Annotated in this window: 20 protein-coding genes; 16 read left to right on the forward strand and 4 right to left on the reverse strand. The window is 61.3% G+C overall.

Going from position 1 to position 25,626, the window contains the following annotated elements:
- Positions 1–257: 257 nt before the first annotated feature.
- Positions 258–575: a Rieske (2Fe-2S) protein gene (locus ACLEJQ_RS19805; RefSeq protein WP_440797688.1), complete on the forward strand. Its 318-nt coding sequence runs from the start codon at positions 258–260 to the stop codon at positions 573–575.
- Here ACLEJQ_RS19805 and sfsA read toward each other — a convergent pair.
- A complete protein-coding gene (gene sfsA, locus ACLEJQ_RS19810; protein WP_440797690.1) occupies positions 531–1,286 on the reverse strand; it encodes a DNA/RNA nuclease SfsA in 756 nt (251 codons plus the stop codon). The genes ACLEJQ_RS19805 and sfsA overlap by 45 nt on opposite strands.
- The gene (locus ACLEJQ_RS19815) at positions 1,286–2,458 is read right to left on the reverse strand and encodes a pyridoxal phosphate-dependent aminotransferase (RefSeq protein WP_440797692.1); all 1,173 of its coding nucleotides are present in this window, start codon (positions 2,456–2,458) and stop codon (positions 1,286–1,288) included. Before ACLEJQ_RS19815 ends, sfsA begins: the two co-directional genes overlap by 1 nt.
- A gap of 337 nt (positions 2,459–2,795) precedes the next feature.
- Between ACLEJQ_RS19815 and dksA the strand changes: the two genes are divergently transcribed.
- The 14 genes from dksA (at position 2,796) to ACLEJQ_RS19885 (ending at position 22,356) form a co-directional block, all read left to right on the forward strand.
- A complete protein-coding gene (gene dksA / locus ACLEJQ_RS19820; RefSeq protein WP_003205639.1) occupies positions 2,796–3,239 on the forward strand; it encodes an RNA polymerase-binding protein DksA in 444 nt (147 codons plus the stop codon).
- A 237-nt stretch (positions 3,240–3,476) separates the two neighbouring features.
- Positions 3,477–4,367: a tRNA glutamyl-Q(34) synthetase GluQRS gene (gene gluQRS / locus ACLEJQ_RS19825; protein WP_440797695.1), complete on the forward strand. Its 891-nt coding sequence runs from the start codon at positions 3,477–3,479 to the stop codon at positions 4,365–4,367.
- Positions 4,368–4,444: 77 nt separating this feature from the next.
- Positions 4,445–4,621, forward strand: a complete 177-nt coding sequence (locus ACLEJQ_RS19830; RefSeq protein WP_003176118.1) for a hypothetical protein — start codon at positions 4,445–4,447, stop codon at positions 4,619–4,621.
- Positions 4,605–7,559, forward strand: coding sequence for a sensor histidine kinase (locus ACLEJQ_RS19835; RefSeq protein WP_440797697.1), 2,955 nt, complete (start codon positions 4,605–4,607; stop codon positions 7,557–7,559). The genes ACLEJQ_RS19830 and ACLEJQ_RS19835 overlap by 17 nt, the downstream gene beginning before the upstream one ends.
- A 22-nt stretch (positions 7,560–7,581) precedes the next feature.
- Positions 7,582–9,018, forward strand: a complete 1,437-nt coding sequence (locus ACLEJQ_RS19840) for a sigma-54-dependent transcriptional regulator (RefSeq protein WP_440797699.1) — start codon at positions 7,582–7,584, stop codon at positions 9,016–9,018.
- Positions 9,019–9,826: 808 nt separating this feature from the next.
- On the forward strand, positions 9,827–11,224 hold the full coding sequence (locus tag ACLEJQ_RS19845; protein WP_440797701.1) for a polynucleotide adenylyltransferase PcnB: 1,398 nt from the start codon (positions 9,827–9,829) through the stop codon (positions 11,222–11,224).
- 3 nt (positions 11,225–11,227) lie between these two features.
- Positions 11,228–11,713 carry a 2-amino-4-hydroxy-6-hydroxymethyldihydropteridine diphosphokinase gene (folK, locus tag ACLEJQ_RS19850; protein ID WP_440797703.1) on the forward strand — a complete coding sequence of 162 codons (486 nt, stop codon included), beginning with the start codon at positions 11,228–11,230 and terminating at the stop codon, positions 11,711–11,713.
- 330 nt (positions 11,714–12,043) lie between these two features.
- Positions 12,044–12,844, forward strand: coding sequence for a 3-methyl-2-oxobutanoate hydroxymethyltransferase (gene panB / locus ACLEJQ_RS19855; protein WP_440797705.1), 801 nt, complete (start codon positions 12,044–12,046; stop codon positions 12,842–12,844).
- The gene (gene panC / locus ACLEJQ_RS19860; protein ID WP_440797707.1) at positions 12,841–13,701 is read left to right on the forward strand and encodes a pantoate--beta-alanine ligase; all 861 of its coding nucleotides are present in this window, start codon (positions 12,841–12,843) and stop codon (positions 13,699–13,701) included. Before panB ends, panC begins: the two co-directional genes overlap by 4 nt.
- 372 nt (positions 13,702–14,073) lie before the next feature.
- Positions 14,074–15,738: a glucose-6-phosphate isomerase gene (gene pgi / locus ACLEJQ_RS19865; RefSeq protein ID WP_440797709.1), complete on the forward strand. Its 1,665-nt coding sequence runs from the start codon at positions 14,074–14,076 to the stop codon at positions 15,736–15,738.
- 195 nt (positions 15,739–15,933) lie between these two features.
- A complete protein-coding gene (gene acs / locus ACLEJQ_RS19870; RefSeq protein ID WP_440797711.1) occupies positions 15,934–17,871 on the forward strand; it encodes an acetate--CoA ligase in 1,938 nt (645 codons plus the stop codon).
- A gap of 117 nt (positions 17,872–17,988) precedes the next feature.
- Positions 17,989–19,005, forward strand: coding sequence for a class I SAM-dependent rRNA methyltransferase (locus ACLEJQ_RS19875; protein WP_440797713.1), 1,017 nt, complete (start codon positions 17,989–17,991; stop codon positions 19,003–19,005).
- 118 nt (positions 19,006–19,123) lie between these two features.
- The gene (locus ACLEJQ_RS19880; protein WP_440797715.1) at positions 19,124–22,057 is read left to right on the forward strand and encodes a DUF748 domain-containing protein; all 2,934 of its coding nucleotides are present in this window, start codon (positions 19,124–19,126) and stop codon (positions 22,055–22,057) included.
- Positions 22,058–22,059: 2 nt separating this feature from the next.
- Positions 22,060–22,356 carry a DUF2845 domain-containing protein gene (locus ACLEJQ_RS19885; protein ID WP_440797815.1) on the forward strand — a complete coding sequence of 99 codons (297 nt, stop codon included), beginning with the start codon at positions 22,060–22,062 and terminating at the stop codon, positions 22,354–22,356.
- 310 nt (positions 22,357–22,666) lie between these two features.
- Here ACLEJQ_RS19885 and ACLEJQ_RS19890 read toward each other — a convergent pair whose 3' ends face one another.
- On the reverse strand, positions 22,667–23,020 hold the full coding sequence (locus ACLEJQ_RS19890; protein WP_440797717.1) for a BON domain-containing protein: 354 nt from the start codon (positions 23,018–23,020) through the stop codon (positions 22,667–22,669).
- A 268-nt stretch (positions 23,021–23,288) separates the two neighbouring features.
- Positions 23,289–23,699 (reverse strand): pilin, encoded by a 411-nt coding sequence (locus tag ACLEJQ_RS19895; protein ID WP_440797719.1) that lies wholly within the window; start codon positions 23,697–23,699, stop codon positions 23,289–23,291.
- Positions 23,700–23,924: 225 nt separating this feature from the next.
- Between ACLEJQ_RS19895 and pilB the strand changes: the two genes are divergently transcribed.
- Positions 23,925–25,625 (forward strand): type IV-A pilus assembly ATPase PilB, encoded by a 1,701-nt coding sequence (gene pilB / locus ACLEJQ_RS19900; protein WP_440797720.1) that lies wholly within the window; start codon positions 23,925–23,927, stop codon positions 25,623–25,625.
- Position 25,626: the final 1 nt, after the last annotated feature.

A 25,626-nucleotide genomic window follows, 5' to 3' on the forward strand; every position in this document is an offset into this window, starting at 1 on the left:
TAAGAAACCTTTGTAAGAAACCTTTGTAAGAAACCTTTGTAAGAAACGTTTGTAGGAAACCAATGGGGGCACGGAATCGCCAGGACGGATATCCTCCACCAGCGTATCCATTTTTTTGACCTTCAGGCCTGCCTCTGGGGGGCGAGCCTGCTCGCGCCATAGCGCAGTGCCAATCACTCTGTTGTCGGTTGCCCCACCGCCTTCGCGAGCCGGCTCGCTCCCGGAGAGGGTTCATTCAACATAAGCACGAGACACCTATGAAATTTCTGTGCACCAGCGCCGAACTGCCCGACAACAAAAGTCGCGGTTTCGACTTTGATGGGCGCAAGGTGCTGGCCGTACGGCGCGCAGGCCAGGCCTACGTCTACCTCAATCGCTGCCCGCACCGTGGCGTACCGCTGGAGTGGCAGCCCGACCAATTCCTCGACCCCAGCGCCAGCCTGATCCAGTGCGCTACCCATGGCGCCCTGTTTTTGATCGAAAACGGTGAATGCGTGGCCGGCCCCTGTGCCGGTCAGTTTTTGGCTGTGCTAGACAGCCGGGAGGACGAGCAAGGCATCTGGGTCGAGCTGTAGCGGTTCGAGCAACACTGGCAGCGGACGGTCCACCCGCAGTTGCTCGGGCGTCAACGTCACCCCGTAGGCCAGCACTTCAACGCCCGCCGCCACCGCTTCGCGCAGCGCGGCCGCGTACATCGGGTCGATCTCTTCTGCCGGGCGAACCGCGTCGATGCCGCTCAGATTCACACAGTACAACTGCACTGCCCGCACGCCCTCCCGCGCCAGGCAGGCAAGCTCCCTCAGATGCCTGGCGCCGCGCAGAGTCACCGCATCAGGAAACGCCGCCACGTTGGTGCCATCAAAGCCCAGGGTGACGCTTTTGACTTCGACCCAGGCCGACCCATGCGGGTAATCCAGGCGAAAATCGATACGACTGTTTTCCTGACCGTAAGCCACTTCTCGCTTGAGCAAGGTGAACCCGTTCAGCTCACCGATGACCCCATTGCGCAACGCTTCCTCGACCAGCGCATTAGCCCGCGCGGTGTTGATGCACGCCAGGCGCCCTTGAGGGGTCTGGCCTATTTCCCAGGTGCCGGGCAACTTGCGCTTGGGGTCGTTGGAGCGGCTGAACCAGACGCGTGCGCCCTCTGCCATGCAGTTGAGCATCGAACCGGTGTTCGGACAGTGAATAGTGAGCAATTCGCCATGAACGGTCTCGATATCCGCTAGAAAACGCTTGTAACGGCGAATCAGGCGGCCTTCCTCCAACTCGGGTGAGAAACGCATCAGCCTTTCCAACTCCGCAGCCCGCGCTCGATTCGCCCCACCGCTTCCTGTAGCCGCGCCAGGTTCTGGGTATAGGCGAAACGCACATGATGGCTGGCCTGATGGCGGCCAAAGTCCAGGCCTGGGGTGAAGGCCACATGTTCGGTTTCCAGGAAATGTTGGCAAAACGCAAAGGCGTCGCCGCCGAACGCACTGATGTCGGCATACAGGTAGAACGCCCCTTCCGGCTCCACCGTGATGCCGAAGCCCAACTCACGCAACGCCGGCAGCAGAAAATCGCGACGCAGGGCGAACTCAGCCCGGCGCTGCTCGAAGATTTCAATGGTGGCGGGTTCGAAACAGGCCAATGCCGCATGCTGGGCCATGCTCGGTGCGCTGATATAAAGGTTCTGCGCCAGCTTCTCCAGCTCGCCGACGGCGGCCGAAGGGGCCACCAGCCAGCCAAGCCGCCAGCCGGTCATGCCGAAATATTTGGAAAAGCTGTTGAGGACAAAGGCGTCGTTATCGACCTCCAGCACGCTGGTGGCGTCGGTGCCGTAGGTCAGGCCATGGTAGATCTCATCCACCACCAGGTGACCGTTGTGCCCCTTGATGGCCCTGGACAGGCCCGCCAGCTCGTCCCGGCTCAGAATCGTCCCGGTCGGGTTGGCCGGCGACGCCACCAGCGCGCCGACGGTGTCCTGGTCCCAGTAGCGGTTCACCAAGTCCGGCGTCAGTTGATAGCGCACGTCCGGCCCCACTGGCACCAGTTGCGCCGCGCCTTCCACCAGGCGCAGGAAATGTCGGTTGCATGGGTAACCGGGGTCGGCCAGTAGCCAATGCTTGCCCGGGTCCACCAGCAGCGCACTGGCCAGCAGCAGCGCACCGGAACCGCCGGGCGTCACCAGAATGCGCCGGGGATCGATGTCGACGCCATAGCGTTGCTGGTAGAAGCCGGCGATGGCCTCGCGCAGCTCCGGAATGCCGCGAGCCGCGGTGTAACGGGTCTTGCCCGCTGCCAGCGCCGCCTGGCCGGCCCGGATGATCGGCTCGGCGGTGGTGAAGTCCGGCTCGCCGATCTCTAGGTGGATGACGTCATGCCCCGCCGCCTGCAGTTCATTGGCCCGGGCCAGCAGCGCCATCACATGGAAAGGTTCGATGGCGCGGCTACGCGCGCTGTAGGGCTGAGCCATTGGCCTTCCTTCAACATAAAAAAAATCGATTCTACCCAACTCAGTGGCCGGTGCGGGAACGAGCGCGAACCTTGTGAGGTCTGAGCCGGTGGATTACTGGAAATGACTCCGGCGATTGACCCAGGCTTGACTAGAATCAAGCATTGAGCACGGTTGCATCCACACCGAACCAGACCCGGCCATGTGTCACAAAGCCCCGCCCGCCGCAGGCTCGACAACCGGGAGTAGCGCGGCCCGATTTGATCTGGTAAGTTCGCCCGCTTGCAGCCGCAGGGCCGGCAGGTGTCGGTGATGGAGCAATCCTGCGTTGGATTACAAGAGTAGAGGCGGTCCATTCATGCCCACCCAAGCAAAGCAGAATCAAAATCAGTCGCTCAGCGGGTTTGAGCCTTACGTCCCGCAAGCCGGCGAAGAATACATGGGCGCCCCCATGCGCGCGCACTTCACCAAGATCCTGAACAAGTGGAAACAGGACTTGATGCAGGAAGTCGACCGCACCGTGGATCACATGAAAGACGAAGCGGCCAACTTCCCTGACCCGGCCGACCGTGCCAGCCAGGAAGAGGAGTTCAGCCTCGAACTGCGCGCCCGTGACCGTGAGCGCAAACTCATCAAGAAGATCGACAAGACCCTGCAACTGATCGAAGACGAAGAATACGGTTGGTGCGAGTCCTGCGGCATCGAAATCGGCATCCGCCGCCTCGAAGCCCGTCCAACCGCCGACCTGTGCATCGACTGCAAGACCTTGGCGGAAATCAAGGAAAAACAGGTCGGCAAGTAAATCGCCTGGGCTGTCACGAAAACGGAGCGTTCATACGCTCCGTTTTTTGTTTAAAGGACTTGGCACATCCTCTGAATGCCAAACCCTGTGGGAGCGAGCTTGCTCGCGATTACGCAGTATCAGCCAGCATTGTTGGGACTGATACACCGCTATCGCGAGCAAGCTCGCTCCCACAGGAATCTGTCTCGTCATCGACGTTCTGTGTATCCGTTGCCCTGAACCAGTAACATTCTTCCTATGACCGCAACCTCCTCCTATATCGGCCGCTTCGCCCCCACCCCCAGTGGCCACCTGCATTTCGGCTCGCTGGTCGCCGCGCTGGCGTCGTACCTGGATGCCCGAGCCGTAGGTGGGCGTTGGTTGCTGCGCATGGAAGACCTCGACCCGCCTCGGGAAGAACCGGGTGCGCAAGCGGCGATCCTCAAAGCCCTGGAGAGCTACGGGTTTGAATGGGATGGCGAGATGGTGCGCCAGAGCGATCGTCATGAGGCGTACGCTCAAGTCATCGACCGGCTGTTCAGCCAGGGCCTGGCCTACGCCTGCACCTGTTCGCGCAAGCAACTGGAGGCGTACCAGGGAGTTTATCCGGGGCTGTGCCGCAACGCCGGGCACGGTACCGAAGACGCAGCCATTCGCCTGCGGGTGCCTGAACTGCAATACCACTTCAAAGACCGGGTACAGGGTGAATATCGCCAGCACCTGGGCCGCGAGGCCGGGGACTTCGTGATCCGCCGGCGCGACGGGCTCTATGCTTACCAACTGGCGGTGGTGCTGGACGACGCCTGGCAAGGGGTGACCGATATCGTGCGCGGCGCCGACTTGCTGGATTCCACGCCGCGTCAGCTATACCTGCAAGAACTGCTCGGGCTGCCACAACCGCGCTACCTGCACGTGCCATTGATCACCCAGCCGGACGGGCAAAAACTGGGCAAGTCCTATCGCTCGCCACCGCTGCAAGCCGATCAGGCAACGCCCCTGCTGCTGCGGGCCTTGCGTGCGCTGGGGCAGCAACCGGGCCCGGAACTGGCCGACGCCAGCCCGCCGGAGCTGCTGGCCTGGGGCATCCGCCACTGGGATGTGGCCGGGATCCCGCGCACACTGAGCCTGCCCGAGGCGCAAATACGTTGACGGCCCTTGCAGCTTGGCGCCCATCCGTTACCATCGCCGCACGTTTTCGGGCACGTGCATAAACAAGAGAGGCCGGGATGTACATCTATCGCTTGGTCCTGCTCCTGGTAGTGGGGATTTACCTGTTCTCCCCGGCCATCATGGACTGGTGGATCGATGCCACGGGTGCCTGGTACCGCCCGTATCTGCTCTGGCTGATCCTGATTGTCGTGACCTTCATCCTGCAGAGCCAAAAAGATGCCGATGAGCTTTAGCCTGACCCAGATGATCCTGATCAGCGCCGCCTACCTGGCGGTGCTGTTCAGCGTGGCCTGGATCAGCGAACGAGGCATGATCCCCCGGGCGATCATCCGTCACCCGCTGACCTACACCCTGTCGCTGGGGGTCTACGCCAGCGCCTGGGCGTTCTACGGCACGGTCGGGCTGGCCTATCAGTACGGTTATGGCTTCCTGTCCAGTTACCTCGGGGTGTCGGGCGCGTTCCTGCTGGCACCAGTGCTGCTCTACCCGATCCTGAAAATCACTCGCACTTACCAGCTGTCGTCCCTGGCCGACCTGTTCGCGTTCCGCTTTCGCAGCACCTGGGCCGGCGCGCTGACCACGATTTTCATGCTGGTCGGAGTATTGCCTTTGCTGGCCCTGCAAATCCAGGCCGTGGCCGACTCCATCAGCATCCTGACCCGCGAACCGGTACAGCACCGAGTGGCCCTGAGCTTCTGCGCGCTGATCATCCTGTTCACGATCTTCTTCGGTTCCCGGCACATTGCCACCCGGGAAAAGCACGAAGGCCTGGTGTTCGCCATTGCGTTTGAATCGGTGATCAAGTTGATCGCCATCGGCGGCGTCGGCCTTTATGCCTTGTACGGCGTATTCGACGGCCCGCAGCAACTGGAGTTGTGGCTGCTGCAAAACCAGACCGCCCTCGCCGCCCTGCACACGCCGTTGCAGGAAGGCCCGTGGCGTACGTTGCTGCTGGTGTTCTTCGCCTCGGCGATCGTCATGCCGCACATGTACCACATGACGTTCACCGAAAACCTCAACCCGCGCTCGCTGGTGAGCGCGAGCTGGGGCTTGCCGCTGTTCCTGCTGCTGATGAGCCTGGCGGTGCCACTGATCCTGTGGGCCGGCCTGAAGCTGGGGGCCAGTACCAATCCGGAATACTTCACCTTGGGCATCGGCATCGCCGCCAACAGCCAGGCATTGGCGTTGCTCGCCTACGTTGGCGGCCTTTCGGCGGCCAGCGGGCTGATCATCGTCACCACCCTGGCGCTGTCGGGCATGGCCCTTAACCACCTGGTGCTGCCGCTCTATCAGCCACCGGCCGAGGGCAATATCTATCGCTGGTTGAAATGGACCCGGCGGGCGCTGATCGTCGCGATCATCATGGCCGGCTACGGGTTCTACCTGATGCTCGGTGACGGTCAGGACTTGGCCAACCTGGGCATCGTCGCCTTCGTTGCCACCTTGCAATTTCTCCCTGGCGTGCTGTCAGTGCTGTACTGGCCGACTGCCAACCGCCGCGGCTTCATCGCCGGCCTGTTGGCGGGAATCCTGGTGTGGCTGGTGGCGATGCTGTTGCCGCTGATGGGCAATCTGCAGGGTTTCTATATTCCGCTGTTGAACATGATCTACGTGCTCGACGACACCAGCTGGCACATGGCAGCCATCGCCTCGCTGGCGGCGAACGTGCTGATGTTCACCCTGATTTCGCTGTTCACCAACGCCAGCAGCGAGGAGGCCAGCGCTGCCGAGGCTTGCGCGGTGGACAACGTCCGTCGCCCACAGCGCCGCGAGCTGCACGCCGCCTCGCCCCAGGAGTTCGCCACGCAACTGGCCAAGCCATTGGGTGCCAAGGCCGCGCAAAAGGAAGTCGAACAGGCCCTGCGCGACCTCTACCTGCCCTTCGATGAACGCCGCCCCTATGCCCTGCGTCGCCTGCGCGACCGGATCGAAGCCAACCTGTCCGGCCTGATGGGCCCCAGCGTGGCCCAGGACATGGTCGAGACATTCCTGCCGTACAAAGCCGGTGGTGAGAACTATGTCACCGAAGACATCCATTTCATCGAAAGCCGTCTCGAGGACTATCACTCGCGTCTTACCGGCCTGGCAGCCGAACTCGATGCCTTGCGCCGCTACCATCGCCAGACGTTGCAGGAACTGCCGATGGGCGTCTGCTCCCTGGCCAAGGACCAGGAAATCCTGATGTGGAACAAGGCCATGGAGGAGCTGACCGGGATCGCCGCCCAGCGTGTGGTCGGTTCGCGCCTGAGCACCCTGGGCGAACCATGGAAAGGCCTGCTGCAAGGCTTCATCAACCTGCCGGACGAGCACTTGCACAAACAACACCTGGCCATCGACGGCCAGACGCGCTGGCTCAACCTGCACAAGGCCGCCATCGACGAGCCGCTGGCGCCGGGTAACAGCGGCCTGGTCCTACTGGTCGAGGACCTGACCGATACTCAGATGCTCGAAGACAAGCTGGTGCATTCCGAGCGCCTGGCGAGCATCGGCCGGCTGGCCGCCGGGGTGGCTCATGAAATCGGCAACCCGATCACCGGCATCGCCTGCCTGGCGCAGAACTTGCGCGAAGAGCGCGAAGACGACGGCGAGCTGACGGAAATCAGCAGCCAGATCCTTGAGCAGACTCGCCGGGTATCGCGCATTGTTCAGTCGCTGATGAGCTTTGCCCACGCCGGCGGCCACCAGCACAACGACGAGCCCGTCTGTCTGGCCGAGGTGGCCCAGGATGCTATTGGTCTGCTGGCCCTTAACCGGCGCAACTTCGAGGTGCAATTCTTCAACCTGTGCGACCCGGAGCATTGGGTCGACGGCGACCCCCAGCGGCTCGCCCAGGTGCTGATCAACCTGCTCTCCAATGCCCGCGATGCCTCGCCGGCCGGCAGCGCGGTACGGGTCAGGAGCGAAGCCAGCGAACACACGATCGACCTGATCGTGGAGGACGAAGGCAGCGGTATTCCACAGAACATCATGGACCGACTGTTCGAACCTTTCTTTACCACCAAGGATCCTGGCGAAGGCACCGGTCTGGGCCTCGCACTGGTCTATTCCATCGTTGAAGAGCATTATGGACAAATCACCATCGACAGCCCGGCCGATGTTCAGGGCCAACGCGGCACCCGTATACGGGTCACCTTGCCGCGTCATGTCGAAGCGACGTCCGCTGTGAACTGAGACCGTCGAGAGAATCGAATCAATGCCGCACATTTTGATCGTCGAAGACGAAACAATTATCCGCTCCGCCTTGCGCCGCCTGCTGGAACGCAACCAGTACCAGGTCAGCGAAGCTGGATCCGTGCAGGAAGCACAAGAGCGTTTCAGCATCCCAACGTTTGACCTGATCGTCAGCGACCTGCGCCTGCCCGGCGCGCCCGGGACCGAGCTGATCAAGCTCGGCCAGGGCACGCCGGTGCTGATCATGACCAGTTACGCCAGCCTGCGCTCGGCGGTCGACTCCATGAAAATGGGCGCCGTGGACTACATCGCCAAACCGTTCGACCACGACGAGATGCTCCAGGCAGTGGCTCGCATCCTGCGTGATCGCCAGACGGCGGTAAGCAGCCCGATGGAACCGACGAACGGTAAGGTTGCGGTTGCTACAAAAGCCGGCGCCGGTAACAACAATGGCGAGATCGGCATCATTGGTTCCTGCCCGCCCATGCAGGACCTCTATGGCAAGATCCGCAAGGTCGCTCCGACCGATTCCAATGTGCTGATCCAGGGTGAATCAGGGACCGGTAAAGAGCTGGTCGCACGCGCCCTGCACAACCTGTCGCGCCGAGCCAAGGCGCCGATGATCTCGGTGAACTGCGCGGCCATCCCGGAAAGTCTGATCGAGTCCGAACTGTTCGGCCACGAGAAAGGCGCTTTCACCGGTGCCAGCGCCGGACGCGCCGGGCTGGTGGAGGCGGCGGACGGCGGCACGCTGTTTCTCGATGAGATCGGCGAGTTGCCGCTGGAAGCCCAGGCGCGTTTGCTGCGGGTACTCCAGGAAGGTGAAATCCGTCGGGTCGGGTCGGTGCAGTCGCAGAAAGTCGACGTCCGTCTGATTGCGGCGACCCACCGCGATCTCAAGAACCTGGCGAAGATCGGCCAGTTCCGCGAAGACTTGTACTACCGCTTGCACGTGATTGCCTTGAAACTCCCGGCCCTGCGCGAGCGTGGCGCGGACGTCAACGAAATCGCCCAAGCCTTCCTTGCGCGCCAGAGCGCAAGGGTCAACCGCACCGACCTCAAATTCGCCCCGGACGCCGAGCAGGCGATTCGGCATTACAGCTGGCCGGGTAACGTTCGGGAGTTGGAGAACGCGGTGGAACGGGCGGTGATCCTGTGCGAGAGCCCGGAAATTTCCGCCGACCTGTTGGGCATCGATATCGAGCTGGGTGACCTGGACGACGAAGAATTCATCGGCCTGGCTCCGCAACAGGCTGGCAGCGCCAACAACACCAGCCACGAACCCACCGAGGACTTGTCCTTGGAGGATTACTTCCAACATTTCGTCCTAGAACATCAGGACCACATGACCGAGACGGAACTGGCCCGCAAGCTGGGCGTGAGCCGCAAGTGCCTGTGGGAGCGTCGCCAGCGCCTGGGCATCCCCCGGCGTAAGACCGGCGTCGCCAGCGAAAGCTGAGATTACTGTGGGAGCGAGCCTGCTCGCGATGACGCCAGATCAGTCACACCTGCTGTGACAGGTACACCGCTATCGCGAGCAGGCTCGCTCCCACAGGGTTACCAGGTCGTAACGTCATCAATGTGAAAAAACTGTTACCTCAGTTTTTTCACGTAACAGAAGCCGGGGTTTACGGTAACGAAACCCCGGCTTTTTTTCGCCTCGGAAAAATGGCTATAACGATAGAACCCCCGGTTTTGCGGGGCCGGGCAAAAGTTGGCACGCACCCTGCTATAGCTTTGGTACAAGAACAATAACAAGCAATGCAAAAGACAATAAAAATAAGACGAATCGACTCACGCACAATAAAAACAAGACGGCGAGAGGCGCAGCTAACTGATTCTTTTGGAGAGGCGTTGTATTTGGGGCTTGCCCCACGACCAGGCCGAGAACAATAAAACTGTCTCAAGACAGGTGCCTGAACTGGTTGGATCGATTGATCACTGCAACACAGCGACCAAAGCAATCCGTTTGCTCTTGGCTCCCGATTGGGAGGGTCACGTAGGAAACTTCGTGGCGCGGGCACTCAACAAAAACAAGAAGCCCGAAAACCATAATAAAAACAGAGCACGCAACTAATTCTGGGGGAGCTTCGGCTCCCCTTGTGGTTTCTGCGATTCCAGCCTGCAGTCCTACAAGGCTTGCGGCTTAAAGCTTGCAGCTCAAAGCTGCCGTGTCCTACACCATCCCTCCACTAAATGCTAGAATCCCCGCCCATCATGCGGTCATTCTTCGTTTTGGCCGAACATTCCTTCAAACAGTGCATCCCATGCTGAAGAAGCTGTTCCAGTCATTCCGTTCTCCCTTGCGTCGTACGCAACACATTCGCAGCACGCCTGAAGTGCTCAACAGCGGCCAGCATTCCCTGCAAAAGGCCCAGTTCAGCCGTTATGCGGTGAACATCGTCGAACGCCTGCAGAGCGCCGGCTACCAGGCGTACCTGGTCGGCGGATGCGTGCGCGACATGCTGCTCAACATCACCCCCAAGGATTTCGACGTCGCCACCAGCGCCACGCCGGAACAGATACGGGCCGAATTTCGCAATGCACGGATCATTGGCCGGCGCTTCAAGCTGGTCCACATCCACTTCGGTCGTGAAATCATCGAAGTGGCCACCTTCCGCGCCAATCATCCGCAAAACGATGAAGAGGAAGACAGCAACCAGTCTTCGCGCAACGAGAGCGGTCGCATCCTGCGCGACAACGTCTACGGCACGCTGGAAGAGGACGCGCAACGCCGCGACTTCACCATCAACGCGCTGTATTACGATCCAGTGAGCGAGCGCATTCTCGATTACGCCAATGGCGTACACGACATCCGTAATCACTTGATCCGCCTGATCGGCGATCCCAAGCAGCGTTACCAGGAAGACCCGGTGCGGATGCTGAGGGCCGTGCGCTTTGCCGCCAAGCTGGACTTCGGCATCGAAAAACACAGCGCCGCGCCGATTCGCGAACTGGCACCGATGCTGCGGGAAATCCCTTCGGCACGGCTGTTCGAGGAAGTGCTCAAGCTGTTCCTGTCGGGCAACGCAGCGGACACCTTCGAAATGCTGGTCGACCTGCAACTGTTCGACCCGCTGTTCCCGGCCAGTGCCGAGGCGCTGGAGCACAACCCGACCTACACCCACACCCTGATCAGCGAAGCGCTGATCAACACCGACCTGCGCATCAAGCAGAACAAGCCGGTGACCCCGGCGTTCCTGTTTGCCGCCCTGCTCTGGCCGGCCCTGCCAGCCCGGGTGCTGCGCCTGCAGGACCGAGGCATGCCGCCGATCCCGGCGATGCAGGAAGCCGCCCACGAATTGATCGCAGAACAGTGCCAGCGCATCGCGATTCCAAAGCGCTTCACAATGCCGATCCGCGAGATCTGGGACATGCAGGAGCGCCTGCCACGGCGCAGCGGCAAGCGCGCCGACCTGCTGCTGGACAACCCACGTTTCCGTGCCGGCTATGACTTCCTGCTGCTGCGCGAAAGCGCCGGCGAACAGACCGACGGCCTGGGCGAATGGTGGACCGATTACCAGGACGCCAACGACAGCGAGCGCCGCGAGATGATTCGTGAACTCAGCGGCAAGGACGACGGTGCCAGCGGCCCGCGCAAGCGCCGTCGCAGCAGCGGAGCCAAGCGCAAACGTGCCGGTGCATCGAGCGATTCGGGCGAATAACCGATGGAACGCGTCTACATCGGCATGGGCAGCAACCTGGCCGAACCCGCCGAACAACTGCGCAGCGCCCTCCAGGCCTTGGCGCAATTGCCCGACACCCGACTGGCGGGCGTTTCGGCGTTTTATCAAAGCGACTCCCTGCTGCCGGGTCAACCGCGCTATACCAATGCCGTAGCGGCATTGGACAGCCAACTGGCCCCCCTGGCCCTGCTCGATGCGCTGCAAGCCATCGAAACCGGACAAGGTCGCGAGCGCCTGGAGCGCTGGGGCCCACGGACCCTGGACCTGGACATCCTGCTGTTCGGCGAGCGCCTGATCGATGAACCGCGCCTGAAAGTCCCGCATTACCACATGCAGGCCCGGGCTTTCGTACTCTATCCACTGGCGGAACTGGTCCCCGCCGGCCTGCGCCTGGCCGACGGGCGCCTGCTCAAGGACATGCTGGCCGCGTGCCCGTTCGAAGGCCTGGAGCGCCTGCCCCCTCTCTGACACAGTCCGTCCCTTGTGGGAGCGAGCCTGCTCGCGATAGCGGTATATCAGTCGACATTCACATTGACTGGCCTACCGCTATCGCGAGCAGGCTCGCTCCCACAAACTCCAGTACCGGACGGTCACCTTTAAAACGCCCCCCACGGCTGAAACGCATCAGTAACCTCGGTAACACCCGCCGGTAACACATCCAATTGACTTCCCCCGTACTCCTCACGACTATAGGCGTCCCGTTGCCGCCAACGCGGCGTTGAAGGGCGCCATCCAGGCCTTACAAGCACTACACATAGAAGGTGCGCCTGTATACGAACGCCCAATGAGGACTTTTTCATGCCAGCTATTACCCTGACCACGCTGCAAGGTCTCAAGCAAAAAGGTGAAAAGATCACCATGCTGACCTGCTATGACGCAACGTTCGCCCACGCCTGCAACGAGGCGGGTGTCGAAGTGTTGCTGGTGGGCGATTCCCTCGGCATGGTGCTGCAAGGTCACGACAGTACGCTGCCGGTGACCACCGCCGACATGGCCTACCACGTGGCCGCGGTCAAACGCGGTAACACCGATGCACTGATCCTCGCCGACCTGCCATTCATGGCCTACGCCACCCTCGAACAGACCATGAGCAACAGCGCCCAATTGATGCAGGCCGGCGCGCACATGCTCAAGATAGAAGGTGCCTTGTGGCTCGCCGACTCGATCCGGCTGCTGGCCGAGCGCGGCATCCCGGTCTGCGCGCACCTGGGCCTGACGCCGCAAGCGGTGAACGTCCTCGGCGGCTACAAGGTCCAGGGCCGCAATGAAAATCAGGCACGCCAGATGCGCGCCGATGCGATTGCCCTGGAGCAGGCCGGGGCGGCGATGTTGCTGCTCGAATGCGTACCCAGCGAGCTGGCGGAAGAAATTACCCAGGCGGTGAACATCCCGGTGATCGGGATTGGCGCGGGCAGCGCCACCGACGGGCAGGTCCTGGTGCTGCATGACATGCTCGGGCTCTCGATCACCGGTCGCGTGCCCAAGTTCGTGAAGAACTTCATGGCAGGCCAAACCAGCATCCAGGGAGCCCTGGGCGCGTACGTGGCCGAAGTGAAAGCGGCCACCTTCCCTGGCGTCGAACACGGATTTTCCGCATGAACACCGTCAAAACCGTACGCGAACTGCGCGCCGCCGTGGCCCGCGCCCGCGGCGAAGGCAAGCGCATCGCCTTTGTCCCGACCATGGGCAACCTACACAGCGGTCACGTGGCACTGGTGACCAAGGCGGCGCAACGGGCCGACTTCGTGGTGGCGAGCATTTTCGTCAATCCGCTGCAATTCGGTGCCGGCGAAGACTTGGACAAATACCCCCGGACCTTGCCAGCCGACCAGGAGAAACTGCTTCAGGCCGGCTGCCACCTGTTGTTCGCGCCCAGCGTCGAGGAGATGTACCCCGACGGTATGGCCGGGCAAACCCGGGTCAGCGTCCCGCAATTATCCGAAGGCCTGTGCGGCGCCAGCCGACCAGGGCATTTCGAAGGTGTGGCGACGGTGGTCAGCAAGCTGTTCAACATGGTCCAGCCAGACCTGGCGGTGTTCGGTCAGAAAGATTTCCAGCAACTGGCGGTGATCCGCGCACTGGTCCATGACCTGAACATGCCGATCCAGATCATCGGCGAGCCGACCGTACGCGCCGAAGACGGCCTGGCATTATCGTCGCGCAACGGTTTCCTCAGCCAGCAAGAACGCGCCGCCGCACCCGTGCTCTATCGCGGCCTGAGCCAAATCGCCGAAGCCATCCGTCAGGGCCGAAGGGACTTCCCTGCACTGATTGCCGAGCAGCTCAAACAACTGCAAGCCGCCGGCCTGCGTCCCGACTATCTGGAGATCCGTCACGCCCGGACCCTGCGCCCGGCTACGGGCGAGGACCGGGACTTGGTAATCCTGGTGGCAGCCTTCCTGGGCACCACGCGGTTGATCGATAACCTGCATCTGGATCTCGACGCACCCGCCTGACCCCTGCCATCTCCCTGTGGGAGCGAGCCTGCTCCCGATAGCGTCCGCACATTCAAGATGAATGTGACAGACACACCGCCATCGCGAGCAGGCTCGCTCCCACAATTGAAGCAAGTACATCTGCAAGTTACAGGTCGGCTTCAAGGCGCCGCTGCTAACAGCGCCCCGCCCGTCGCCCCCCTTCCAACCCCAATGTATAAAAAAGTACCGGCTTGCGGTCTGACAAAGTCAAGACAGATCGCCACGCGAGGTTTACTGTAGTCGCCCTGCGTGCGGCGATCGTGTCGACGCAGTCTCCGGACGCCCGCCGCAAGCCGCGCCGGAATTTTCGTGTACAAAAAGGTCGTTCAAGTAAAAAGGAAACCCGCAGCGATGGCGTATTACCGAACCCCTCATGACGTGACCGCTCTGCCCGCCTGGCAAGCGCTGAATGACCACCGCAAAGCCATGCAGGATTTCAGCATGCGCGAAGCGTTCAATGCCGATCCGCAGCGTTTCAACCAATTCACCCTGTCGAGCTGTGGCCTGTTTCTCGATTACTCGAAGAACCTGATCACCACCCAGACCCGCGACCTGCTGGTGGGTCTTGCCAACGAAGTCGACCTCAAGGGCGCGATCAAGGCACTGCTCGAAGGCGAGATCATCAACGCCTCGGAGAACCGCCCGGCCCTGCACACCGCCCTGCGCCGTCCAGTGGGGGACAAGCTGCTGGTCAACGGCGTCAACGTGATGCCGGATGTACACAAGGTCCTGAATCAGATCACCGACCTGGTGGGCCGCATTCACGACGGTTTGTGGCGCGGCTACACCGAGAAGCCGATCACCGACGTGGTGAACATCGGCATCGGCGGTTCCTTCCTCGGCCCCGAGCTGGTGTCCGAAGCGCTGTTGTCCTATGCGCAAAAAGGCGTGCGCTGCCATTACCTGGCCAACATCGACGGCAGTGAGTTCCACGAACTGACCATGAAGCTGCGCGCCGAGACCACGCTGTTCATCGTCTCGTCGAAGTCCTTCAACACCCTCGAAACCCTGAAGAACGCCCAGGCCGCCCGCGCCTGGTACCTTGCCCAGGGTGGCTCCGAAGCCGAGCTGTACCGCCACTTCATCGCCGTATCGAGCAATAACGCCGCCGCCGTGGCGTTCGGCATCCGCGAAGAGAACATCTTCCCGATGTGGGACTGGGTTGGCGGGCGTTACTCGCTGTGGTCGGCCATCGGCCTGCCGATCGCGCTCGCCATCGGCATGTCGAACTTCAAGGAATTGCTCTCTGGCGCCTACTCGATGGACCAGCACTTCCAGAGCGCGCCGTTCGAGCAGAACATGCCGGTGCTGCTCGCGCTGCTGGGCGTGTGGTACGGCAATTTCTGGGGCGCGCAAAGCCACGCGATCCTGCCGTACGACCATTACCTGCGCAACATCACCAAGCATTTGCAACAGCTGGACATGGAATCCAACGGCAAGAGCGTGCGCCAGGACGGTACGCCGGTATCCACCGACACCGGTCCGGTGATCTGGGGTGGCGTCGGTTGCAACGGTCAGCACGCTTACCACCAACTGCTGCACCAAGGCACCCAACTGATCCCGGCGGACTTCATCGTGCCGGTCGTCAGCTTCAACCCGGTGGCCGACCACCATCAGTGGCTGTACGCCAACTGCCTGTCCCAGAGCCAGGCACTGATGCTCGGCAAGACCCGCACCGAAGCCGAAGCCGAGCTTCGCGACAAAGGTGCGAGCGAAGAAGACGTGCAGAAACTGGCCACCCACAAGGTGATCCCCGGCAACCGTCCGAGCAATACGCTGGTGGTCGAGCGCATCAGTCCGCGCCGTCTCGGCGCACTGGTGGCATTGTATGAACACAAAGTGTTTGTGCAGAGCGTCATCTGGGGGATCAACGCTTTCGACCAATGGGGCGTGGAGCTGGGCAAGGAACTGGGCAAAGGCGTCTACAACCGACTGGTGGGCAGTGAAGAAAGCCCGGCGGAAGACGCTTCGACCCAGGGTCTGATCAGCTACTTCCGCGGGCGTCATCGCGGCTGATTTCATCACCCTGAGCATGCCTCCTGTGGGAGCGAGCTTGCTCGCGATAGCGGTCTGTCAATCAATAGAAATGTTGAATGTACCGACGCCATCGCGAACGGGCTCGCTCCCACAGTTGTTTGGTGCATGGCTTGAACCCTTTGGCTACTCGGAGCATCTTTATGTCTTGTCGCAAAACAAGAATAAGGAGCCGTCATGTTCGATATCAGCCAGTACCCACAAGCCGATGCCGTCCGCCAGGCTGCGCAACTGACTCAGGACGAGTACCAGCGGCTCTACAAGGAATCCATTGAGCACCCCAGCGCTTTCTGGGGCGCGCAGGCCAAGCGTTTTCTCGACTGGATGACGCCCTGGCAGACCGTCCAGCGCTATGACCTCAAGAATGGCGATGCCACTTGGTTCGCCGGGGGCAAGCTGAATGTCAGCGCCAATTGCATCGACCGCCACCTGGACAGTCGAGGCGACCAGATTGCGATTATCTGGGAAGGCGACAACCCTGCCGAATCGGCGCAGATCACTTACAAGAAACTCCACAATCACGTATGCCGCTTGGCCAACGTGCTGAAGAGCCGTGGCGTGAAGAAAGGCGACCGGGTCTGCATTTACATGCCGATGATTCCGGAAGCGGCCTACGCCATGCTTGCCTGTACCCGCATTGGCGCGGTGCATTCAGTGGTGTTCGGTGGCTTCTCGCCGGATTCGTTGCGCGATCGGATTCTCGATGCCGACTGCCGCACCGTCATCACCGCAGATGAAGGTGTGCGCGGCGGGCGCTTCATTGCACTCAAGCGCAATGTCGACAAAGCGCTGGAAAGCTGTCCGGACGTCAGTACCGTGCTGGTAGTCGAGCGCACCCAGGGCGAGGTGAACTGGGTTGAAGGTCGTGACCTGTGGTACCACCAGGCCATGCACGACATGAGCGACGACTGCCCGCCCGAGCCGATGGACGCCGAGGACCCACTGTTTATCCTCTATACCTCTGGCAGCACCGGCAAACCCAAGGGCGTGTTGCACACCACCGGCGGCTATCTGTTGCAAGCGGCGATGACCTTCAAGTACGTACTCGATTGCCGCGACAACGAAGTGTTCTGGTGCACCGCCGACGTCGGTTGGGTCACCGGCCACAGCTACATCGTCTACGGCCCCTTGGCCAACGGCGCCACGACGCTGATTTTCGAAGGCGTGCCCAGCTATCCCAGCAGTTCGCGCTTCTGGCAGGTCATCGACAAACATCAGGTCAACATTTTCTACACCGCACCCACCGCCCTGCGTGCGTTGATGCGCGAAGGCGCCGCGCCACTGCAAGAAACCTCGCGCAAGAGCCTGCGCTTGCTCGGCAGTGTCGGTGAGCCGATCAACCCCGAGGCGTGGGAATGGTATTTCAATGCAGTCGGCGAACAGCGCTGCCCGATTGTCGACACCTGGTGGCAGACCGAGACCGGCGGCATCATGCTCAGCCCGCTGGTGAGCGCGCCGCGGCTCAAGCCGGGCTGCGCCACCCGGCCGATGTTTGGCGTACAACCGGTGCTGCTGGATGAAACCGGCAAGGAAATCCAGGGTGCCGGGAGCGGCGTGCTGGCGATCAAGTCCAGCTGGCCGGCGCAGATCCGGAGTGTCTATGGCGATCATCAACGCATGGTCGACACCTACTTCAAGCCCTACCCCGGCTACTACTTCACGGGCGACGGAGCCCGCCGCGACGAAGACGGCGATTACTGGATCACCGGGCGCATCGACGACGTGATCAACGTCTCCGGCCATCGCATCGGCACCGCCGAGGTGGAGAGCGCCCTGGTGTTGCACGACAGCATCGCCGAGGCCGCGGTGGTCGGTTATCCGCACGATCTCAAAGGCCAGGGCATCTACGCCTTTGTCACGCCAATGAACGGCGTGGAGGCCAATGACGAATTGAAGAAAGAACTGCTGGCTCATGTCAGCAAGGAAATCGGCAGCTTCGCCAAACCGGAGCTGATCCAATGGGCACCGGCACTGCCCAAGACTCGCTCGGGCAAGATCATGCGCCGCATCCTGCGCAAGATCGCCTGCAACGAACTCGACAACCTGGGCGACACCTCGACCCTGGCCGATCCGAGCGTGGTTGAGGGATTGATCGAGAAGCGCCTGAATCGCTGAATCCCCCCGTGGCGAGAGAGCTTGCTCCCTCGCCACGGTCAGTGCTCGGCTCTGAACCGCATACACTGTCCATAACTGTTAAACTCCCGCGCCTCATTTCTCTAAGGCGCGCACGGCATGTCCTCTTTGAATCAGGCGCTGCGCGCCGCCCTCGACCAGCGTCACGACCTGCTCGGCCAATTGCACCAGCAAGGCACCGATTGCTATCGCCTGTTCCATGGCAGCCAGGAAGGCGCACCCGGCCTGACCGTCGACCGCTACGGGCCGCAATTGCTGGTGCAAAGCTTCCACCAGTCGCTGGAGCGCGAGGCGTTGCTGCAGCTGCATGGCATTGTCAACGAACACCTGGGCCTGGACACGCTGCTGGTGTACAACGACCGCGCCCGAGGCAATTCGCGCATCGATCGCCAGGACACGGTCTACCAGGCCGAAGAAGCCGCCCTACAAGACCTGATCGGCCATGAGTGGGGCCTGAACTACCGTGTTCGCGGACGCCACGCCGGGCAGGATCCGTTGTTGTTCCTCGACCTGCGCAACGCCCGCGGCTGGGTCAAGGCGCATAGCCGTAACAAAAGCGTACTCAACCTGTTTGCCTACACCTGCGGCGTCGGCCTGAGCGCCGCAGCCGGTGGCGCGCGGGAAGTGTGTAACCTGGACTTCGCCGAAGGCAACCTGGCGGTGGGACGCGAAAACGGCCTGCTCAACCCCGGGCTGCCGACCATGGAATTCGTGCAATCGGATTACTTCCCGGCCATCCGCCAGTTGGCCGGCTTGCCTATCAGCCAGCGCCGCGGGCAGAAACTGCCAAGCTACGTGCGCCTGGAGCAACGCCAGTATGATCTGGTGCTGCTCGACCCACCGGCCTGGGCCAAGAGCGCCTTCGGCACTGTCGACCTGCTACGCGACTATCAGAGCCTGCTCAAACCGGCGCTGCTCACCACCGCCGAAAACGGCGTGCTGATCTGCTGCAACAACCTGGCGAAAGTCCCCATGGATGACTGGCGCGAGCAAGTGCTTCGCTGCGCGGAAAAGGCCGGCCGCCCAGTGCGCGAGTGGAGTGTACTGACGCCCGCCAGCGACTTCCCCTCAATGGACCACCAACCACCGCTCAAGACTTTGATTCTGCAGCTGTGAATCTGTCGGGGAACTCCTACTCGAAAAACGGACAAATCTCATAAATCACAGTGGCTTCGGAACCGTAAACGCGTGCCATACTCCAAGGCACTCCGATTCACACCAGATGAAACCGAACATGTCCAAAGGATTGATCCGCGCACTTGGCGCCCTGTTGACCGCACTGGCCCTCTACAGCCTGTTGGGGTTCCTGATCCTGCCGGGCATCGCCTTGCGGATCGCCAATCAGCAGTTGGCCGAGCACGTTACGGTGCCGGCCCGGATCCAGCGCCTTGAACTCAATCCTTTCAGCCTCGAGGTCACTCTCTGGGGCCTGAACATCGGCGAACCGGGCAAGGAACAAGTCGGCTTCGAACGACTCTGCGCCAATCTGCAACTCGACAGCCTGTGGACGGGGGCGTTGCACCTGGCCGACATCGAACTGGACAAACCCAAGACCGAGGTGGTGTTCGCCAAGGACGGCCAGCTGAACCTGCTGGGCCTGTTCAAGCTGCCAGCCAGCGAACCCAAGCCGGCCGATCCCGATGCCAAGCCATTCCCCCTGCGGGTCGACCGCATCAAGCTCGCCAGCGGCTACGTGCACTTCCAGGACCTGCGCCCCAGCGAGCCCATCGAATTTCTCTACGACGCCCTCGATTTCGAGCTCAAAAACCTCAGCACCCTGCCCGACGACAGCGCCGACATGACCCTGGTGGCTGCCGGTCCAGCGGGCGGCCAGATCGACTGGACCGGTAATTTCAGCCTTTCTCCCATCGCCTCCGAGGGCAAGCTCAAGGTCACCGACGGCCAGATGAAAGCCTGGTGGCCCTACGTGCGCGATGCGGTGCCCCTGGTGCTTGAAGACGGCGTGCTCAACCTGAGTACCGACTACAAGCTCAACCTGGCCAAGGAAACCGAACTGCTGCTCAGCAACGTAGCGGTCAGCGTCGCGCCCTTCGCCATCAAGGCACCGGACGGCCGTCCGCTGGCGAAACTCGAACGCCTGGACGTCAGCGAAACCACGGTCGACCTTGCCAAACAGCAAGTGGTGGTAGGCAAGATCCGCAGCCAGAAGCTGGAAACCTGGGCGGCCCGCGAAGCCGACGGACAACTGGACTGGCAGAAACTCTTCGCCAGCCAGCCGGCCAAGCCGCAAGTCAAGGTCGAGCCGGCATCGGCCCCGGCCGCCGCCGATTCGCCGCCCGCCACGCCGCCAGCGCCAGGCAAGCCGTGGCAGGTACTGCTCAAAGATGTCCAATTGCGCAATTACCAGGTGCATCTGGCCGACCGCCAGGCGCAACCCAACGTGGCGCTGGAAGTCGGCCCGTTGAACCTGGATTTGCAGAACTATGACACCCTCAACGGCTCACCGTTTACCCTCAAGCTGGACACTGGCGTGGGTAAACAAGGCAAAATCCTGGCCGATGGCGAGGTCAACCTGAACCCGATCAGCGCCCGGCTCAAGGTCAAGACGCAAGACATCGACCTGCGCGTCGCTCAGTCCTATATCAACCCATTCATTCGTCTGGAGCTGCGCTCCGGGATGCTCGGCAGTGACCTGGCGGTCGACCTCAAGAGCACCGAGCCGCTGGCCTTTGCCGTCACTGGCCGCGCCCAGGTCGATCAATTGCACACCCTCGACACACTCAAGACCCGTGATTTCGTGAAGTGGCAGAGCCTGGTCCTCGAAGGCCTCAGCTATCAGCATGGCGACAGCCTGTCCATCGACAAGGTCAACCTGTTCCAGCCCTACGCGCGGTTCATGATCAACGACGACCGCACCACCAATGTCGACGACCTGCTGATCCCGCAACCGGTCGACGGTGGTGCGAAGAGCGCTGCGGCAAAACCGGCGTCCCAGGACAAGCCATTGGGTATCCACATCGGCGGGATCGCCATCAATGACGGCTCGGCCAACTTCGCCGACTTCAGCCTGACGCCTAATTTCGCCACGGCCATCCAGCAGCTCAACGGCCAGATCGGCACCATTGACAGTCGCCAGGCCAAGCCGGCCAGCGTCGACGTCAAAGGCAAGGTCGATCGCTATGCGCCAGTTACCATCAAAGGTGCCCTTACCCCCTTCGATCCGATGGCCAGCCTGGATATCGCCACCAGCTTCAAACGGGTCGAGCTGACCACTCTGACGCCCTACTCCGGCAAGTTCGCCGGCTATCGCATCCGCAAGGGCCGGCTCAATCTCGATCTGCATTACCGCATCACTAAGGGTCAGCTCCAGGCCGAAAACAAAGTGGTCGTCGAGCAGCTGCAATTGGGTGAAAAAGTCGACAGCCCGGACGCCGTGAGCTTGCCGCTGAAACTGGCCGTCGCGCTGCTCAAGGATTCCGAAGGCAAGATTTCCATTGAACTGCCGGTCACCGGCAACCTCAACGATCCGCAGTTCAGCGTCATGCCGATTGTCTGGCAGACCCTGCGCAACCTGGTGGTGCGTGCAGCCCAGGCACCATTCAAGCTCATCGGGGGGTTGGTGTCCGGTGGCGGTTCCGAGGACCTGGGCAGCGTAGCGTTCGCTCCGGGCTCCAGTGACCTGAGCAAGGAAAACGAAAGCGTACTCCTCAAGCTCTCCGAAGCCTTGGGCAAGCGCCCTGAGCTGCGTCTGGAGATCGAAGGCACCGCCGCCGAGAGCAGCGACGGCCCGCTGCTCGCCGCCCAGCGCCTGGAACGCGAATACCAGTACAACTACTACAAGATGCTGCAACGTCGCGGCGACAAAGTCCCGGCCCAGGCCTCGCTGCTGCAAGTGCTGGAGGATGAGAAGGCGCCGCTGCTCGAAGGCATCTATCGCACCCGTCTCAAGGCCCAGCCGCCGGCCGAATGGGCGCAGTTGGACAAAAAGGCCCGCACCGAAAAACTGCGCGAAGAGGTGATTAAGTTCTGGAGTGGCAGCGACGTACTGCTGCGTCAACTGGGCCAGGAGCGCGCCGGCAGCATCAAGGACTTCCTGGTGGACAAGGGCCGCCTGGCTGATGACCGCGTGTACTTCATCGATGCCAACCTCGGCCAGGCCGAGAGCGACGGCCGCGTGATCACCCCCATGCACCTGGATGCCGAATGAATATGAAATACCTGTACGGGCTGGGCCTGGGTCTGCTGCTCGCCACTCATCAAGCGTTCGCCGCCAATACCCTGCGCTGCGGCAGTCAGTTGATCAGTCTGGGCGATCGCGCCAGCGAAGTGCTGCAAAAATGCGGTGAACCAACGGGGCGGGATGACCTGGGCTACAAGCGCAGTGTCAATCGCCGGGAGGAATACCCGGTGGAGGAATGGACCTACGGGCCCAACAGCGGCATGTACCAGTACCTGCGTTTCGAAGGGAATCGGCTGGTGGAGATTACCAGCAAGCGTGGGCGCTGAAGGTCCGCGCTAGTCAATTGAATGATATTGTCGGTACCGGCGCCATCGCGAGCAGGCTCGCTCCCACAGGGTTCGGGTGTCTCAGCGCAATTCTCTGTGGGAGCGAGCCTGCTCGCGATAGGGGCACTTCAATCCCACAGGCAGTCCTGCAAAATCCCTTTCCAAAATAGAACAGGCCCCCCGACAGAAATGCCGGGGGGCCTGTGATGACCACATCCGTATGGCCTTTTGCATGGACCAGAGCAACGGCCCGCGTATGACTCAGCCCGCGCGCCGTGCCTTCTCCCGGTCCAGGCGAGAAGCTTGAGACTTACTCGGCTTTCAGGCCGTCAGCCGACACGGCCTTGACGCCTTTGATTTTCTTGGCAATCGAGACGGCCAGTTCTTTCTGCTTTTCAGTCACCGCCACGGTCGAGGACAGCGACACGACGCCTTTGTTGGTTTCAACTTTGATGTCGGAGCCTGGAACACCGTCTTCGGTCATCAGGTCAGCCTTGACCTTGGTGGTGATCCAAGTATCGGAGGTGGCTTCCTTCGCCTCGGTCACTTCGCCTGCGGCCAGCATCATTGGAGCCTGAGTTGCTTGAGTGGTCTCGGCGAAAGCGCTAGCCATGGACAGGGTCAGTGCAGTAGCAGCGGCGGCAGTGATAGCGAACTTCTTCATACGAGTAACTCCTGTTTTTCTCAGAAAACCGCCGGAAGTGCGTCCCGGCAGGGGTAACAGGAGTAGTGCGAAGGCTGTGCCAGTTTATAGATTAAAAATAATATCTTTCAAATCAAGGAGTTAAGCGAAGCGGCAATTTTTGGAATCATGCAAAATGCAAGACCGACCGATTTTTCAACATGCAACTTGCCGATTCCAGGCCTGCTCTAAGCTTATGAATTACGAAGTTTTTTGCGGCGGGGGAGCTGACTCCCCCGCCTCTGCAGCATCAGACGCCAGGGCAGCCGGTCGGCAGAAATTCCTTGGCGGCGTTGGAGGCGCAAGTCCATGCTCCGTTGGCATCACGGCTGAGGGTGATGGTCTTACCTGCCACGGCAGCTGGGGCGTTCTGGAGCGTACACACAATGGTGCCAGTACCCGCCGAGGCGGTCCCTGTGACGGCAACTGCGCAATTGCTGGTAGGCGTTGTGATGTTCATGTTGGTCGCTGTCGGGTTGACCCCCTGATTCATCTGATCCTCGTACGGTACCTTCAGCGCCGATATCTCACCGAGCCCGGCGGTAGCCTTCGCTCGCGCCTGGTACTTGGAATATTGCGGCAACGCAAAAGTCGCCAGGATGCCAATGATCGCTACAACGATCAGCAGCTCGATCAGGGTAAAACCATTTTGCTTGCTCATAGACATCTCCATAGCATGAGTCGAAGTCTCATGTCCTGAAGCGGCCGTTGCACGGCACATGCCAACCCTCCTCGGCCCCGCCGGCAGGGGGTTTCAGGACGCTTGAGGCCGATATCCCATACCTGCAACCGCACTATCTGACACTTTTTGTCACCCGGCCCCGCTGGTTTGGCGTCGACGCTTGACTACGCTATAAGTCATGAACTGTCCGCCGCCGGTATTCCCATGAATGACATCGCCCTCAGCGGCCTGACCAAGCAATTGGTACTGGCCGAACTGATCACCGAGCAGACTGCACAACAGGCCAATCAGCAAGCCCAACGCAGTCGCCTGCCCCTGGTCAGCTACCTGGTGCAGAACAAACTGGTGCAGAGCAGCCGGGTGGCGGAAATTGCCTCGGAGCATTTCGGCGTTGCCCTGTTGGACCTCAACAGCCTCGACAAGGAATCCCAACCCACGGGCCTGGTCAGCGAGAAACTGGTGCGCCAGCACCATGCCCTGCCGCTGTGGCGGCGCGGTAACAAGCTGTTCGTCGGCATCTCCGACCCCACCAATCATCAGGCCATCAATGACATCCAGTTCAGTACCGGGCTGACCACCGAAGCCATCCTGGTGGAGGATGACAAGCTCAGCGATGCCATCGAGAAATTCTTCGAGTCCAGTAGCACCGGCCTGGAAGGCATGGGCGACGTCGACCTCGACGGCCTGGACATCGAGTCGATCGACGACCACAAGCAAGACGCCATTGCCGGCCAGGATTCCGACGATGCGCCGGTGGTGCGCTTCGTCAACAAGATGCTGCTGGACGCGATCAAGGGCGGCTCCTCCGACCTGCACTTCGAGCCCTATGAAAAATCCTACCGGGTGCGGGTGCGTACCGACGGCATGCTGCGAGAAGTCGCCAGGCCGCCGATCCAACTGGCCACCCGTATTGCGGCGCGGCTGAAAGTCATGGCCAGCCTGGATATTTCCGAACGACGCAAGCCCCAGGACGGGCGCCTGAAAATGCGCCTGTCGAAAACCAAATCCATCGATTTCCGGGTCAACACCCTGCCCACGCTCTGGGGCGAGAAGGTGGTGATCCGGATCCTTGACCCCTCCAGTGCGCAAATGGGTATCGACGCCCTGGGCTACGAACCGGATCAGAAAGAGTTGTACGTCGCCGCCCTCAAACAGCCACAGGGGCTGATCCTGGTTACCGGGCCAACCGGCTCGGGCAAGACCGTCTCGCTCTACACCGGCCTGAATATCCTCAACACTGTGGACATCAATATCTCCACCGCCGAAGACCCGGTGGAAATCAACATGGAAGGCATCAACCAGGTCAACGTCAACCCACGCCAGGGGCTGGACTTTGCCCAGGCCCTGCGCTCGTTCCTGCGCCAGGACCCGGACGTGATCATGGTCGGCGAGATCCGTGACCTGGAAACCGCCGAGATCGCGATCAAGGCCGCCCAGACCGGGCATCTGGTGCTGTCCACACTGCACACCAACAGTGCCGCCGAAACCCTGATCCGCCTGCAGAACATGGGCATCCCAGGGTTCAACATTGCCACCGCGGTGCACCTGATCATCGCCCAACGGCTGGCGCGCAAGCTCTGCCCCCACTGCAAGAAGGCCATCCAGATCCCCGAGGAAACCCAGCTCAAGGAAGGCTTCCCCCGGGAACGCATCGGCTCCTTCACGATCTATGAGCCGGTCGGTTGCGACCAATGCAATCACGGCTACAAGGGGCGCGTGGGGGTCTACGAAGTGGTCAAGAACACACCCGAGCTGCAACGACTGATCATGGCCGAAGGCAATTCGCTGGAAATCGACCTGCAGATGCGCAAGGACGGTTTCAACGACCTTCGTACTTCCGGGCTGTTCAAAGTCATGCAGGGCCTCACCAGCCTCGAAGAAATCAACCGGGTCACCAAGGATTGAA

The sequence above is a fragment of the Pseudomonas sp. SMV71 genome (assembly GCF_052042015.1).
Lineage (GTDB): Bacteria > Pseudomonadota > Gammaproteobacteria > Pseudomonadales > Pseudomonadaceae > Aquipseudomonas.

Coding starts and splice junctions, on each gene's coding strand:
- ACLEJQ_RS19830 (WP_003176118.1), top strand. CDS start 4,445: ATGTACATCTATCGCTTGGTCCTGCTCCTGGTAGTGGGGATTTACCTG.
- ACLEJQ_RS19835 (WP_440797697.1), top strand. CDS start 4,605: ATGCCGATGAGCTTTAGCCTGACCCAGATGATCCTGATCAGCGCCGCC.
- ACLEJQ_RS19890 (WP_440797717.1), bottom strand. CDS start 23,020: ATGAAGAAGTTCGCTATCACTGCCGCCGCTGCTACTGCACTGACCCTG.
- ACLEJQ_RS19845 (WP_440797701.1), top strand. CDS start 9,827: ATGCTGAAGAAGCTGTTCCAGTCATTCCGTTCTCCCTTGCGTCGTACG.
- panB (WP_440797705.1), top strand. CDS start 12,044: ATGCCAGCTATTACCCTGACCACGCTGCAAGGTCTCAAGCAAAAAGGT.
- ACLEJQ_RS19880 (WP_440797715.1), top strand. CDS start 19,124: ATGTCCAAAGGATTGATCCGCGCACTTGGCGCCCTGTTGACCGCACTG.
- sfsA (WP_440797690.1), bottom strand. CDS start 1,286: ATGCGTTTCTCACCCGAGTTGGAGGAAGGCCGCCTGATTCGCCGTTAC.
- ACLEJQ_RS19895 (WP_440797719.1), bottom strand. CDS start 23,699: ATGAGCAAGCAAAATGGTTTTACCCTGATCGAGCTGCTGATCGTTGTA.
- folK (WP_440797703.1), top strand. CDS start 11,228: ATGGAACGCGTCTACATCGGCATGGGCAGCAACCTGGCCGAACCCGCC.
- dksA (WP_003205639.1), top strand. CDS start 2,796: ATGCCCACCCAAGCAAAGCAGAATCAAAATCAGTCGCTCAGCGGGTTT.
- ACLEJQ_RS19840 (WP_440797699.1), top strand. CDS start 7,582: ATGCCGCACATTTTGATCGTCGAAGACGAAACAATTATCCGCTCCGCC.
- acs (WP_440797711.1), top strand. CDS start 15,934: ATGTTCGATATCAGCCAGTACCCACAAGCCGATGCCGTCCGCCAGGCT.
- pilB (WP_440797720.1), top strand. CDS start 23,925: ATGAATGACATCGCCCTCAGCGGCCTGACCAAGCAATTGGTACTGGCC.
- gluQRS (WP_440797695.1), top strand. CDS start 3,477: ATGACCGCAACCTCCTCCTATATCGGCCGCTTCGCCCCCACCCCCAGT.
- ACLEJQ_RS19885 (WP_440797815.1), top strand. CDS start 22,060: ATGAAATACCTGTACGGGCTGGGCCTGGGTCTGCTGCTCGCCACTCAT.
- pgi (WP_440797709.1), top strand. CDS start 14,074: ATGGCGTATTACCGAACCCCTCATGACGTGACCGCTCTGCCCGCCTGG.
- ACLEJQ_RS19805 (WP_440797688.1), top strand. CDS start 258: ATGAAATTTCTGTGCACCAGCGCCGAACTGCCCGACAACAAAAGTCGC.
- panC (WP_440797707.1), top strand. CDS start 12,841: ATGAACACCGTCAAAACCGTACGCGAACTGCGCGCCGCCGTGGCCCGC.
- ACLEJQ_RS19815 (WP_440797692.1), bottom strand. CDS start 2,458: ATGGCTCAGCCCTACAGCGCGCGTAGCCGCGCCATCGAACCTTTCCAT.
- ACLEJQ_RS19875 (WP_440797713.1), top strand. CDS start 17,989: ATGTCCTCTTTGAATCAGGCGCTGCGCGCCGCCCTCGACCAGCGTCAC.